We start from the raw sequence: 13,198 nt of genomic DNA, 5'->3' as shown, positions 1-13,198 counted from the left end.
CTTCACGATTTATTTCGTGGAGGTTTTTTCGTTTATACTACTTTTTAGCAAAGAAGTTTTATATTTTCAGACTTTATTGTTGTAAAAAGCAATTTTGGTTAAGTTTGTTAATATGATTGATTTCTCGTTTCTAGACCGTGTTTTCTTAGGGAATACCGTGTATGCATATTGTTTATGTGGGGGTATTTTGTTAATTGGATTCGTTTTTAGCAGGTACGTAACGGCTATTTTTCGAAAACTATTGTTTGGTTTTTTTAAAGAAGCCAATAAACATGCAGATGTCCAAATCTTTACCACCCTTTTAGGGGTTCCATCATCATTTTTTGTACTCTTTACAAGCGTTTTTCTGGCGCTGAATCATTTAACATTTCCTTTAAATGTAATTGTTTTTAAGCATCGTATATTCGGAAAAACGGATCAGCATTTACCGGTTACGCTAGGGGATGTTTTAGATCGGATTTTACTATTCTTAATCATCCTGTCTTTTTTTTGGGTGCTTCTTCGTTTGGTTGAATTTATTGCACATGTATTTGCTAATAAGGCTCTGTTAACCGAATCAAAAGCCGATGACCAATTGGTGCCCTTTGTGAAGCAGTTGTCGAAAATTGTGCTGAGCTTTATAGGGTTTTTTACATTACTGGGTTTTGTTTTTAAGGTAAATGTTCTGACCCTGATAACCGGATTGGGCATTGGCGGTATTGCTATAGCGCTAGCGGCTAAAGAGAGTTTAGAAAACTTAATTGGATCGTTTACTATATTTTTAGAAAAGCCCTTCGTAGTAGGCGATTTGGTAAAGGTAGATGGTGTGGAAGGTACCATTGAACAAGTGGGCTTTAGAAGTACTTTAATACGCACTGTTGAAAAAACGATGGCAACTATACCCAATAGGGGTATGATTGATGGTGTAATGGAAAATATGAGTTTGCGCAATTTTAGAAGAGTGAAATTTAAAATTGGCATAACGTATGAAACCAATGCGGACACCATTCGGAAAATTGTAACCGAAATTCAAGCCTATTTAGATCAGCACTTAGATACCAGCAACGATGGAATTGTGTATTTTGAGGGGTTTGGTGATTCTTCTTTAAATATTGAACTCATTTATTTCATCACGCTCGTTGAATACACCAGTTACTTGAGGATAAAAGAAGAAATTAATTTTAAGGTAATGGATATAGTAGCGGCTAATAAGTCAGATTTTGCTTATCCAACACAGCGTTTAATTTCAGATAATCCTTTTGTGGTTGAAAAAACCAAGCTGGTAGGAAACGATACAACTGATTAATCTAATTTTTAGTTTAAGCGGAGCAAAGAAAGTTGTAGGAAGTTTGATGCGAAGACTTTTATAAACTAAACCTGATTGACGGTGGACACGAAATTCGATAGGATTGAGTAAGGGAAAAGCAGGGATGAACTTAGCAATAGCAAAGTACCCCTGCTTTATTATTATTTTAACAGAATGATTAGGCGAGTGTTGCAAGGGTTGTAATGCCGCCCTTTACTACGTCGTTTAATGCTACGTTTACTTTTGTTCCAACTGGAAGAAAAATATCCACTCTAGAGCCAAATTTGATGAAGCCAAATTGTTCTGTTTGTACAACCTGATCTCCTTCTTTAATATACCAAACAATGCGGCGTGCTAAAGCCCCTGCAATTTGACGAAATAATATTGGTGTGCCATTTTTATGCTCAACCACAGTGGTCGTACGTTCGTTTTCTGTTGAAGATTTTGGATTCCATGCAGCCAAGTACTTGCCCGGATGATACTTGAAAAATTTTACCACCCCAGAAATTGGATGTCGGTTGATATGAACATTTACAGGAGACATAAAAATGGATACTTGTAAACGTTTATCTTTAAAATATTCTCCTTCTTCTGTTTCCTCAATTACAACTACTTTACCGTCGGCGGGACAAATTACGAGATTCTCGCCAGCTGAAAATGTGCGACTTGGGTTGCGGAAAAACTGTAAAACGATAACAAAGAGTGCAAACGAGAAGATATATACGAACCAGCGCAGCCAGGTTATATCATGAAATTTATACTCAACAAAAGCGTTTAGGACAAAAATAAAGAGAATGGTTAAAGCTATGCTGGTGTAGCCTTCTTTGTGAATAGTCATGGCATTAATATTATTTGGCAAAGGTGCAAAAAATTAATTAAAAGATTAAAAAAGCCTGACTTTGTTTGCTTGTAGTATTGGTTTGGAATGATGGCCATTCGGATGATTTTTTCTTACCAATTACGGATTTCGTTATTAAACGTTTCTGTATATGTCTGTTAAGTTGCGTCCAAGGCCATTGTAATCTAAGCCATAACCTACCACAAATTCATCTGGAATTTCAAAGCCGATATATTCCAATTCTTGAATTTGATATTTAAGCGCGGTTGGTTTGAGCAAAAGCGAGCTCACGCGAATTGAAGCCGGATTTCTTTTTTTCAAATCTTTAATGATGTGCGTAAGGGTTAATCCAGTATCAACGATGTCTTCAACCAAAATAATATCGCGATTTTCTAAATTGTCAGGCAAGCCAATTAATTCCTTCACTTTTCCGGTACTAGCGTCACCTTCATACGAAGCAACGCGGGTAAAAGCCACTTCACATGGGATTTTAACTTCTTTAATTAAATCAGCCATGAAAAGAAAACTACCATTTAACACGGCTAAAAACAGCGGACACTTATTTTCGTAGTCAACATTAATCTGAATACCCAACAAGCGTATGCGTTTATTGATGGTTTCATTTTCTAAGAATAGTTCAAATTCTTTATCTTCTACTTGTATTTTGTGCATCTTTTTCGTGTTAAAGTTCTTCTTGTTCTTTTTTTCGTTGCTCTCTACGTTCTTGGCGGATTTGTTTTTTGGTTTTAGTGGTGTCAGTTGGTTTTGGCACTGATTTACTTACTGTATCTTTTTTATCGTCTTTTCCAAAAATACGATCAAATAAATTTTTGTTTCCATCTTGCATAACCACAGGCATTTCATCGCCATCTTCATCAAAAGCGGTACTATCCAGCGCAGTGGTATCAGGAGCTAAATATTGACGGAGTGCGGGACGTAAACGAACATTGTAGTAGCCATATCCCGAGGTATCGGCAGGGGTCAGTCCTCTTCTAGCCATAATATTCCCCATAAAATTAAAGTATTTGAGCATATAGGGTTTTAAACTTCCATCGCTGGTAAATTTGTACATAGAAGCTTTTGGCTTAGGTACAATGCTGGCTAAATATAGCCCTTCTCCAATTGTTAAATCAGCTGGTTGTTTGCCAAAATAGTACCGCGAAGCTTCACCAATTCCGTAAATGTTTTGACCTAATTCCATGATGTTAAAATAAACTTCCAACATGCGTTGTTTACTAATCAAGCGGTTATGCTCAATTAGCCAAACAATCAGAATTTCTTCCGCTTTACGGGCGAGTGTTTTTTGACGACTTAAATAAATATTTTTGACCAACTGCATGCTAATGGTACTTCCTCCGCGCTTAAACTTTTTTTCCTTGTAATTAACGGCTATTGATTTGCGTATAGATTCTTCAACAAAACCATTGTGTGTGTAAAAGGAAGGATCTTCAGCTGTTAAAACGGCATTTTCAAAGTTTTTTGAAATAGCACTGAGGGGTGTAAAATTAGGATTTGAGGAGCCAATGGTAATGTTACGCATAGGTTTCCCGTATTCATACGGAGTGTATACAAATGTTTGGTTAATTCTTTGAAGATCCGTTTTCCCCCATTTAAGAATTTTGAAATCGATGGGCGTTAAGGCCGAACTAAATTTAACACTGTCGGGTATTTTGGTGTCGAGGTAAAAATTGAGATTATATTTTATTTTTCCTTGAACTTTCATCCCGTCGAGCGATTCAAATAACCCTTGCGGAAAAGCATCCAAAACAGCTTGTGCATCTTGTTCTTCTGCATGTAGTTTTAGCGCGTAAATTTTATATTTACCGCGGGTATACTTAACATAAGGATGAATTGTTGCCTCTTTTAAATAAGCTGTCGAGGTACTGTCGAGGGCAATATAATTAGACCCAACTAATACATCAGCTTCTAATTTTGCGCTCGGTACAATAATGTCGTTGCTGGCAATTCTGGGCTGATTAACCAACATATTTTTAACCGACCATGAGCCGGATATTTTATAATCATCACCACTGTATCCTGCATCTTTAAGTTCTGTTTCCAGGGTATCGAAACTTAATTTAGCATGTAGCTTATTGTTTAAGTATGGAAGTTCAAGTTTTTTTCCATCGGCATACGCCATAAAGCGCAAGCGTTTTCTACCTGGTTTAACGAGGCCGTCTACATGCCACACAGATTCATGATTATTTACAAAAATAGTCGATTTTAGATCGCCATCATCAATCGTTGCTTCGGTTCTGAAACTTAAATGTGCCGTATCGTGATCATTGAATTTAAAGAGTAGGTTTTTAATATCTAGATCATCTGGGATTTTATACAAAACCTGATTCAATAAATTATTGGCCAAATCAGCAAGGTTACTTTTCTTGGTGTTATCTGTTGAGTCTTTTTTCTTTCTTTTAAGGATAAAATCGAGGTTACTGGTGGAGTCTCTAAAAACGATATTCACAAAACCATCCTTTAGTTTTAGTTCGGCAAGTTTTACATTCCCAAACAGCAAGGGCCATAACTTTACGCCAACACTAAGTTCACTAATAAGCGATAAAGAATCGCGATCTTTCGGAACGAGAGAAACATTGGTCATTTTAACGGTTCGAATGCCTGTAAATCCGGCAGAGCCAATTTTAATTTCCAACCCATACTCCTTATCCGCTTTAGAAATGGCTTTAGCAACCATTTTCTTCAAAAGAGCCTCTCTTTTGTTATATGCTACCACACCTAAAATACCTATAATTACAAGTAAAACTCCGGCAACCCAGGCCGCAATTTTTAAATATTTTTTCGGAATCTTAATTTTTGGTAGTTGCATATTATGGATGTGACCGTTAGTGTTTTAGCGGGTATATCGGTTTAAAAAGCTTAAACGTAGTAATTAAATGTTTATTTCGTGTTAAAATTACAGTTTAAAACCCTAAATAAAAGTATTTATGGGTATGTTTTGTTAATTTTGGCGTTAAATTTATATCATGCAGATTAGTCCCCAACACGTATTAGATGCCCTTAAAAATGTTGAAGATCCAGATCTTAAAAAGGATTTGGTAACCTTAAACATGATTAAGGATTTGCACATCGTTGAAAACCAAGTTAATTTCACCCTTGAGCTTACTACTCCTGCTTGTCCGATGAAGGACATGCTTAAAAATGCATGCACCAATGCAATCAAGCATTTGGTGTCGGCAGATGCCGAGGTGAATATTCATGTAACTTCACGCGTAACTCAACCAACACTTGCATCTTCTTTGGACGGCATAAAAAATATTATCCTTGTTTCTTCGGGAAAAGGCGGCGTAGGAAAATCAACTGTTTCGAGCAATTTAGCGGTTACTTTGGCGAAAGATGGTGCTAAAGTTGGCTTAATAGATGCGGATATTTATGGTCCTTCTATTCCAACCATGTTTGATTTGGTGGATGCAAAACCGAGTGCGGAAGAAACGGCAGATGGCAAAACTAAAATTATCCCGATTGAAAAATACGGGATTAAGTTATTATCACTAGGCTTTTTTGCTGATCCTGGGCAACCGGTTCCATGGCGTGGCCCGATGGCTTCGAATGCCATTAAGCAGTTGTTTAATGATGCCAACTGGGGCGAGTTGGATTATTTGATCGTAGATTTGCCTCCGGGTACAGGTGATATTCACATTACCATTACACAGACTTTTCCAATTTCGGGTGCGGTAGTAGTTACAACTCCTCAGCAAGTAGCCTTGGCAGACACGCACAAAGGGTTGGCGATGTTTCAAATGCCTGGAATAAATATTCCGGTATTAGGTGTTGTCGAAAATATGAGTTATTTTACACCAGCAGAATTGCCTGAAAATAAATATTATATTTTCGGAAATGGCGGGGGTAGAAGGCTAGCGGAGCGCTTTGACGTACCATTTTTAGGTGAAATACCATTGGTTCAAAGCATTTCTGAAGCAGGTGATGGAGGAAAACCCGTGGCTTTAGAGGGACATGAAATACTGAGCGGTGTATTTGCGGATATTGCAAGCAAGATTGCCCAGCAAATTTCAATTAACAACGCCCAGCTGACTAATTGCTAAAAAATTACTATTTTTATATTTTAAACATTATATAATGAATTTAACAGAGCGAGTTGAACAGGCACTAGAAACCATTAGACCATACTTGATTGCAGATGGGGGGAATGTTTCTGTTGAAGAAATTACTTCAGATAACGTAGTAAAATTAAAGCTTTTAGGAAATTGTGGTTCTTGCCCAATGAGTTTTATGACAATGAAATCGGGTATCGAGCAAGCAATTTTAAAAGCAGTCCCTGAAATTACAGCAGTGGTAGCCGTAGATTTGGCCGAGCAAGAATAGCAGCATTAACACTATTTAACAAGCAGATTAAAGTATTAAAATTACTTTTGCATTGATGAGATACTGTATTGCCCTTTTTTTGTTTCTTTTTACGTACACCGCTTTTGCACAACAAAAGCCGGTGAAGGGAGATCTTATTCAATTTTCAGGGATAATTACCGATATGGATAGCACCAATGTTATCCCATACGTAACGATTACAAATCTTTCTGCTTCCAGTAGACGCGTTGCTGCAGATTACCGAGGTTATTTCACATTTATAGTGAATCCAGGTGATACCATCTTGTTTACAGCCATTGGATACAAGAAATTTTCTACCGTAATACCCTTGAATACACCTGATAGCAAGTACACTATTATGGTTAAATTGAAAGCAGAAGTAATCAATTTACCCTCTGTACGCGTTTTCCCATGGGCAACAACAGAAGAATTTACCCGCAATTTTTTAACCATGAAAATTGCTGATGATGATTTGGCGATTGCCAAGAAAAATCTATCTAGGTCGTCTATTAATGGAATGATAATAACCCTGCCTCGAGATGGACAAGAAATATACAGCCAAAATTACCGGTATAATTTTGATAGGATGATTAATAAAAACATGGTGCAAACCAATCCTTTGTTAAATCCTTTTGCTTGGGGCAAGTTAATGCAACAGATATTTGAAGGCGATAAAAGCCGGAGTAGTAATAGCGATTATTAATTCGATATTACCAGAAATAAAAAAGGGAAAATGTTTAACATTTTCCCTTTTTTATTATCTCTTTTTGCTTTTATTTGGAAATCTCATTTTATAATCGGTTCGAATATTTCCTTTTGATATTGCGTCTAACTTGCTTTTAATCATTGTTTTGCGTAGCACGCTAACTTTATCGGTAAATAATTTACCTTCAATATGATCGTATTCGTGTTGAACAACACGAGCAGGTAGCCCCTTAAGGTCTTCGGTGTGTTGCACCCAATTTTCGTCAAAGTATTGAATTTTCACATTTGGCTTACGAAGAATATTTTCACGAATATCTGGGATACTTAAACAACCTTCGTTAAAGCTCCATGGTTCGCCAGTTTCTTCAATGATTTGTGCGTTGATAAACACTTTTTTATATCCTGCCGAACCGTCTTCCTCTTCGCCTGTATCCACAATAAATAAACGGATGGGTAAGCCAATTTGAGGGGCTGCTAAACCTACACCATTTGCATGATACATGGTGTCAAACATATCTTTAATAAGTTGATCCAATTCAGGATATTCTTTATCTATATCTGTTCCGATCTTTTTTAAAACAGGGTCGCCGTATGCTACGATTGGTAATTTCATGGTGTTCAAATTAGAGGCGTTATTTACGATTAACTTATTTAGTTTTAACAGGAAGTGATTTTATTTTTCCGGTATTAAACAGAATCCTTAGCTGAATCTAGCACAAAAATACAAATTATTCTCCTATTGGGCAGAATGTAAAGGTATTCAGTTTATCAATTGCTAAAATGTCGTTTGCAATGTCGGCCATTTGGGTTGTACTAATGGCGTTTATTTTTGCAAAAACTTGTTCTAAGGAATCAATTGTATCGTGGTCAATTAAGCTTTTGGCCATGGCAATAATCAAGCCTATTCGGTTTTCTTCACTCAGGGCAATTTGTCCGATAAATTTGTTTTTGGCCTTTTGCAGTTGATGCTCATTCAATGGATGTTTTTGCAGGTTTTTAATTTCTTTATGAATCAACTGAATGGCCTTTTGGAGCTTTTCTTGATCCGTTCCAAAATAAATGGTAAATATGCCGGTATCGCTTAGCGGCGAATAATTCGATTCAATGGTATAGGCAATTCCATGTTTTTCTCTTACTTGAAGATTCAAAACGGCGCTCATACCTGTTCCGCCAAAATAATGATTCAACAACAACAGTCCTGCTTTGTTCGCGTGATGTGTGGAATAAGCTTGGGTGCCTAATATACAATGAGCCTGGCTAATTGGCTTATGAAAAAGAACACTTTGAGGCGTGTGAACGATGGGTTGAATGCGTTCTTTTATCGGGTTATTTTCAGGAACATCGCTAAAGTATTTCGTGCCTTTGTTGACAACCGATTTAAGGGGGTAATTGCCTAAAACAGCAACCACAATTTCATTGGTGCAATATTTTTTATTTCGAAAATCGATGATGTCTTCGCGTGTAAAATTTTGAACCGATTCGTTGGTGCCTAAAATATTGTTCCCAAGGGGATTACCAGCGAAAAGGAGGTCTTCGAAGTCATCGTTTATGGCCTCTTCAGGTTGATCCAAATAGGACGTAATTTCATCTAAAATAACGTTTTTCTCTTTGTCCATTTCATCTTCTGGAAAGGTCGAATGAAAAAGAATATCGTTGAATAAATCGAGGGTTCTATCTAGGTACGGATTTAAAAAGGACGCATGAACACAGGTGTATTCTTTTGTGGTATAGGCATTTAAATCGGCGCCTACGCTTTCCAAGCGGTTCAATATTTGATTGGTGCTGCGCTTTTCAGTGCGTTTAAAAATTAAATGCTCAATAAAATGCGCCAGCCCAGCTTTTCCTTCCGGTTCATCGCGCGAGCCGGTATTGACAATGATGCAGGCGTGTGATATTGAAGAAGCGGAAGGGACATGAAGTAAGCGAATGCCGTTGGGCAGGGTATGAACAGTATATTCCATGGGCGACAAAGATACGGCAATTTGCTTAAAATGCCTCTGTATCGGGGTATTGCAATTGTAAGGCGTAAATCACTTTATCTTTAGTTGGGCGACTGAATACCATATAAAGTAGGTTTATGAGAGAAAAAATTAGAATTGCAGCATTCTGCGTTATAAAAGAACCCACAATGGTAAAGAAGGTACAACCTTCTAAAATGGCGGCACTTGCTATAAAGGCCGTTAAGTATTCATTGAATTTTTTCTCTAACGAAGCTGTTTTGTCGATTTTAGCAATTAAATTTTTAAAGATAACCATGCTGATAATGATGCCCAATAATCCTATAATTGGAAAAGCGAAATCGAATAGAGATTTTGTGGCTATATCAACATCGAATTGAAGCCTATCTTTATTGATAAGAGTGGTTACTAGCATGAAAAAGAAAACGGCCATGCAAAAGGCTATATGGATGATTTGGAGCGTTTTTAATTTAGTATTCATTAAATAATTTTAGGATGTAGTTTTTAAAGATAGCGAAATTTTGAGGGTTAAATCCGCTATTTTTAGTCAAGTTTAATTTGAGCTTGTCAAAGTTGGCAAGCTCAAAAAATCTGTTTACTTATCAATCCCTTCAAGGGTAAATAGAAAGGCCCAGCGCAAAGCAACGTCTTTCAAATAATCAAATCGGCCGCTTGCTCCTCCATGTCCAAATTCCATATTGGTCTTTAATAAAATCACATTGTTATCGGTTTTTGTGGCGCGTAATTTCGCGACCCATTTTGCTGGTTCAAAGTACTGTACTTGGCTATCGTGCAGGCCGGTAGTAACCAAAATGTTTGGATAGGCTTTTTTCGTTACATTTTCGTAGGGCGAATAGCTTTTCATGTACGCGTATGCGTCTTTTTTCTTTGGATTTCCCCACTCGTCAAATTCATTTGTGGTTAAGGGAATGCTTTCGTCGAGCATGGTATTTACTACATCTACAAAAGGAACATCGGCAATCACCCCATTCCATAAATCTGGGGCTAGGTTTACAACGGCACCCATTAATAAACCACCTGCGCTTCCTCCATGGGCATATAAATGACCTTTCGAGGTGTATTTTTGGTCTATCAAATATTCGCCGGCGGCGATGAAATCAGTAAACGTATTTATCTTTTTCATCAATTTACCGTCTTCGTACCATTGACGGCCTAATTCTTGTCCACCGCGAATGTTGGCAATGGCAAAAACAAAACCTCTGTTTAATAAACTTAAGCGTTGCGATGAGAAAGTAGCATCCATGCTGTATCCGTACGAACCGTACCCATACAGTAAAAGTGGAGCGTTTCCATCTTTTTCAAATCCCTTTTTGTACACTAACGCAATGGGCACTTTTGTACCGTCTTTTGCGGTAGCATATACCCGTTCTGACGCATATTCTTTAGGATTGTAACCACCAACAATTTCTTGCTGTTTCAGTAGTTTTTTGTCCTTCGTTTCGAGGCTATAATCGTAAACGGAATTTGGAACGGTTAAGGATGTATAATTGTAACGAAGCGTTTTGCTTGTATACTCAGGGTTTGAGCCAACACTTGCGGTATATACAGGTTCATCGAAATCTAGATAATAATCCTTTCCATCTTTTTTTAGAACACGAAGCTCTGTTAAGCCGTTTTTACGTTCGGATAGTACTAAGTATTCTTTAAATTCGCTGCATGATTCTAGCAGAACATCTTTGCGATGCGGAATAACTTCTTTCCAGTTTTCTTTTTCTGTTTTATCTAATGGGCATTCCATTAACCTAAAATTTTTCGCATTCCAGTTGGTTAGGATGTAAAATTTATCGTCAACAGGTGATACATCGTATAAAACATCCTTGCTACGCGGACTGAAAATGGCGAATGCTTTTTCAGGGTGGTCGGCATCCAGTATGCGCCATTCGGAGGTCAGGGTCCCTTGCGAAACAATAAAAATATAGTGCTCATTCTTTGACTTGAATACTCCGATATAGTTGGTGTTATCTTTTTCATCGTAAACTACCTCATCCGATTTTGGGGAGCTACCTAAAACATGTTTTTTTATTTTTTCGCTGAGCAGGGTTACGGGATTTTTGGAGGTGTAAAAGAAGCTTTTATTATCGTTTGCCCAAGCAACTGATCCCTCTGTATTTGAAACGCCATCGGTATACATTTCGCCGGTTTCGAGGTTTTTTACTTGAATGGTGTATTGCCTGCGTGATACTTTATCCACCCCAAAAGCTAAAAGCTTATTGTTAGGGCTGATGCTAAAACCTGTTGCATTGTAATAAGAATGACCTTTTGCTAAAGCATCTACATCTAACAAAATTTCTTCCGGAGCGGTTAAACTGCCTTTTTTTCGGCAATATTTATAGTATTGTTGTCCATCCTCGGTTCGGGTGTAATAATAATATCCATTTTTAAACACGGGTACAGACTCATCTTTTTCTTTAATGCGGCTTTTCATCTCCTTAAATAGATCTGCTTGGAACTTTTCAGTTCCTTTCATCATCGTATCGAGGTAGTTGTTTTCGGCTTTCAAGTACTCTACAACTTTGTTGCTATCGGGTCCTTTTTTAAAATAATCAATCATCCAATAGTAATTGTCCACTACGGTATCGCCATGAATAATGCGCTTATGGGGTATAATTTCAGCCACAGGAGCTTTTTCATCCGGCCATTTAATTGGTTCCATTTCTTTTTTTTGAGGGTTGTTACACGCTGAAATTGCGACAAGCAATACCAGATAGACAAAGATACGTTTCATAGTTTAGTTACGTGATTTAATGCAAGTTAACAAAAATAAACGGCTGTTTTACTGTGTGTTATAATAATGATAGCTGCTTTTTATTATGCGATTAACAACGCTAGCGTTTATTATTAATTTTCAATTGTTTGGTGTAGAGAGGGCGAAAGAATTATCAATTTCGTAAAAATGGCTAAATAGACATTGGATACGAGCAATTTAAGAAAATAGGTGCTAAATTGCTGCTTTTAAATTACTTTATAAGAATGAAACTCGGGTATAAAAAATTGGTAGTTAAAGTGGGGTCAAATGTGCTTACACAGGCCAATGGTTTGCCCGACGAAGCAAGAATTGAGCATCTTGTACATCAATTGGCTGAAATTAAAAAACAAGGAGTTGATGTGATTTTAGTTTCATCGGGGGCGGTTGCTTCGGGGCGAAGTTTAATTCAGATTTCGGATAAACAAGACGCGGTTACTACCCGACAATTATTTGCAGCAATTGGCCAAGTAAAATTGATTAATACCTATGCCAATTTTTTTGCTGAACACGGCATAAAGTGTGCGCAAGTATTGGTTACCAAAGAGGATTTTAGAGATCGGGCGCATTATTTGAACATGAAAAATTGTATGCAAATTTTATTGCAGAACGATGTAATTCCAGTGGTTAATGAGAATGATGTGGTTTCCGTTACAGAACTCATGTTTACGGATAACGATGAGTTGGCGGGTTTAATTGCATCCATGCTGAATGCCGATGCCTTGATTATTTTATCGAATGTAAACGGAATTTATACCGGCGATCCAAAGTTGGAAGGCTCGAAAGTGATAGAAGAAATTTCGGGTTCTGTTACCAATCTGGCCTCGTTTATCAGCACCGGAAAATCGCAATTTGGTCGTGGAGGAATGATTACAAAATCGACCATGGCACAAAAAGTTGCTAAATTAGGTATCAGCGTTCATATTGCAAATGGCACTACCGATAATGTGTTGATTGATTTGCTAAATAAGAATTTGCAGCATACCCGTTTTGTTCCCGAGAAGATAAAATCGGGCAAGAAAAAATGGATTGCACATTCAGAAACTGCCGCAACCGGAGTAGTTCAATTAAACAAAGGAGCAAAAGAAGTGCTTACCTCTGGAAAAGCAACAAGCTTGTTGCCTATAGGCATTACGGCGATACAAGCTGACTTCATGAAAGGCGACATTATCAAAATTGTTGATGAAGACAATCTATTGATTGGTTTAGGAATTGCCGAGTACAGTTCAGATAAAGCCCGCGAACGCATTGGTCAGAAAAAACAAAAGGCTCTGGTGCACTACGATTACTTTTATTCAGCGATTTAA

The 13,198-nt window shown here is 37.4% G+C and carries 12 protein-coding genes; 5 read left to right on the top strand and 7 right to left on the bottom strand.

The genetic code is table 11. The features are described from left to right. The first annotated feature begins 112 nt into the window (after positions 1-112). Positions 113-1,285 (top strand): mechanosensitive ion channel family protein, encoded by a 1,173-nt coding sequence (locus tag ACJVDK_RS13460; protein ID WP_443937185.1) that lies wholly within the window; start codon positions 113-115, stop codon positions 1,283-1,285. A gap of 178 nt (positions 1,286-1,463) precedes the next feature. On the opposite strand, the gene ACJVDK_RS13455 is transcribed toward ACJVDK_RS13460, so the two are convergent. The 3 genes from ACJVDK_RS13455 to ACJVDK_RS13445 all read right to left on the bottom strand — a co-directional run bounded on the left by ACJVDK_RS13455 (position 1,464) and on the right by ACJVDK_RS13445 (position 4,950). After that, entirely contained in the window at positions 1,464-2,123 is a 660-nt protein-coding gene (locus ACJVDK_RS13455) for a phosphatidylserine decarboxylase family protein (protein WP_443937184.1), read from the bottom strand. A 135-nt stretch (positions 2,124-2,258) separates the two neighbouring features. After that, the gene (gene hpt / locus ACJVDK_RS13450) at positions 2,259-2,795 is read right to left on the bottom strand and encodes a hypoxanthine phosphoribosyltransferase (RefSeq protein ID WP_443937183.1); all 537 of its coding nucleotides are present in this window, start codon (positions 2,793-2,795) and stop codon (positions 2,259-2,261) included. 10 nt (positions 2,796-2,805) lie between these two features. Continuing rightward, positions 2,806-4,950: a transglycosylase domain-containing protein gene (locus ACJVDK_RS13445; protein WP_443937182.1), complete on the bottom strand. Its 2,145-nt coding sequence runs from the start codon at positions 4,948-4,950 to the stop codon at positions 2,806-2,808. Positions 4,951-5,107: 157 nt separating this feature from the next. Here ACJVDK_RS13445 and ACJVDK_RS13440 point away from each other — a divergent pair, with 157 nt between their 5' ends. From ACJVDK_RS13440 to ACJVDK_RS13430, 3 genes are read left to right on the top strand one after another with little or no spacing between them, the layout of a single operon-like run. Beyond that, positions 5,108-6,184, top strand: a complete 1,077-nt coding sequence (locus tag ACJVDK_RS13440; RefSeq protein ID WP_443937181.1) for an Mrp/NBP35 family ATP-binding protein — start codon at positions 5,108-5,110, stop codon at positions 6,182-6,184. Between the two features lie 34 nt (positions 6,185-6,218). Then, positions 6,219-6,464, top strand: coding sequence for a NifU family protein (locus ACJVDK_RS13435; protein ID WP_443937180.1), 246 nt, complete (start codon positions 6,219-6,221; stop codon positions 6,462-6,464). A gap of 55 nt (positions 6,465-6,519) precedes the next feature. Then, positions 6,520-7,167, top strand: a complete 648-nt coding sequence (locus tag ACJVDK_RS13430) for a hypothetical protein (protein ID WP_443937179.1) — start codon at positions 6,520-6,522, stop codon at positions 7,165-7,167. 54 nt (positions 7,168-7,221) lie between these two features. Here the strand turns inward: ACJVDK_RS13430 and def are convergent, their stop codons facing one another. From def to ACJVDK_RS13410, 4 genes are all read right to left on the bottom strand, one after another. After that, positions 7,222-7,782, bottom strand: a complete 561-nt coding sequence (gene def / locus ACJVDK_RS13425; protein WP_443937178.1) for a peptide deformylase — start codon at positions 7,780-7,782, stop codon at positions 7,222-7,224. A 115-nt stretch (positions 7,783-7,897) separates the two neighbouring features. Continuing rightward, a complete protein-coding gene (locus ACJVDK_RS13420) occupies positions 7,898-9,130 on the bottom strand; it encodes a M16 family metallopeptidase (RefSeq protein ID WP_443937177.1) in 1,233 nt (410 codons plus the stop codon). A gap of 25 nt (positions 9,131-9,155) precedes the next feature. Continuing rightward, the gene (locus ACJVDK_RS13415; RefSeq protein ID WP_443937176.1) at positions 9,156-9,608 is read right to left on the bottom strand and encodes a hypothetical protein; all 453 of its coding nucleotides are present in this window, start codon (positions 9,606-9,608) and stop codon (positions 9,156-9,158) included. 114 nt (positions 9,609-9,722) lie between these two features. Next, on the bottom strand, positions 9,723-11,873 hold the full coding sequence (locus ACJVDK_RS13410) for a S9 family peptidase (protein ID WP_443937175.1): 2,151 nt from the start codon (positions 11,871-11,873) through the stop codon (positions 9,723-9,725). A 245-nt stretch (positions 11,874-12,118) separates the two neighbouring features. Between ACJVDK_RS13410 and proB the strand changes: the two genes are divergently transcribed. Then, positions 12,119-13,198 (top strand): glutamate 5-kinase, encoded by a 1,080-nt coding sequence (gene proB, locus ACJVDK_RS13405; RefSeq protein WP_443937174.1) that lies wholly within the window; start codon positions 12,119-12,121, stop codon positions 13,196-13,198.

Source organism: Pedobacter paludisoli (assembly GCF_052344095.1).
In the GTDB taxonomy this organism is placed as follows: Bacteria; Bacteroidota; Bacteroidia; order Sphingobacteriales; family Sphingobacteriaceae; genus Pedobacter.
This window is presented reverse-complemented; position numbering and strand designations above follow the sequence as displayed.

Excerpts from the sequence above, each read along its gene's own strand:
- proB (WP_443937174.1), top strand. The coding sequence starts at position 12,119 with ATGAAACTCGGGTATAAAAAATTGGTAGTTAAAGTGGGGTCAAATGTG.
- ACJVDK_RS13420 (WP_443937177.1), bottom strand. The coding sequence starts at position 9,130 with ATGGAATATACTGTTCATACCCTGCCCAACGGCATTCGCTTACTTCAT.
- ACJVDK_RS13455 (WP_443937184.1), bottom strand. The coding sequence starts at position 2,123 with ATGACTATTCACAAAGAAGGCTACACCAGCATAGCTTTAACCATTCTC.
- ACJVDK_RS13440 (WP_443937181.1), top strand. The coding sequence starts at position 5,108 with ATGCAGATTAGTCCCCAACACGTATTAGATGCCCTTAAAAATGTTGAA.
- ACJVDK_RS13445 (WP_443937182.1), bottom strand. The coding sequence starts at position 4,950 with ATGCAACTACCAAAAATTAAGATTCCGAAAAAATATTTAAAAATTGCG.
- def (WP_443937178.1), bottom strand. The coding sequence starts at position 7,782 with ATGAAATTACCAATCGTAGCATACGGCGACCCTGTTTTAAAAAAGATC.
- ACJVDK_RS13460 (WP_443937185.1), top strand. The coding sequence starts at position 113 with ATGATTGATTTCTCGTTTCTAGACCGTGTTTTCTTAGGGAATACCGTG.
- hpt (WP_443937183.1), bottom strand. The coding sequence starts at position 2,795 with ATGCACAAAATACAAGTAGAAGATAAAGAATTTGAACTATTCTTAGAA.
- ACJVDK_RS13410 (WP_443937175.1), bottom strand. The coding sequence starts at position 11,873 with ATGAAACGTATCTTTGTCTATCTGGTATTGCTTGTCGCAATTTCAGCG.
- ACJVDK_RS13415 (WP_443937176.1), bottom strand. The coding sequence starts at position 9,608 with ATGAATACTAAATTAAAAACGCTCCAAATCATCCATATAGCCTTTTGC.
- ACJVDK_RS13435 (WP_443937180.1), top strand. The coding sequence starts at position 6,219 with ATGAATTTAACAGAGCGAGTTGAACAGGCACTAGAAACCATTAGACCA.
- ACJVDK_RS13430 (WP_443937179.1), top strand. The coding sequence starts at position 6,520 with ATGAGATACTGTATTGCCCTTTTTTTGTTTCTTTTTACGTACACCGCT.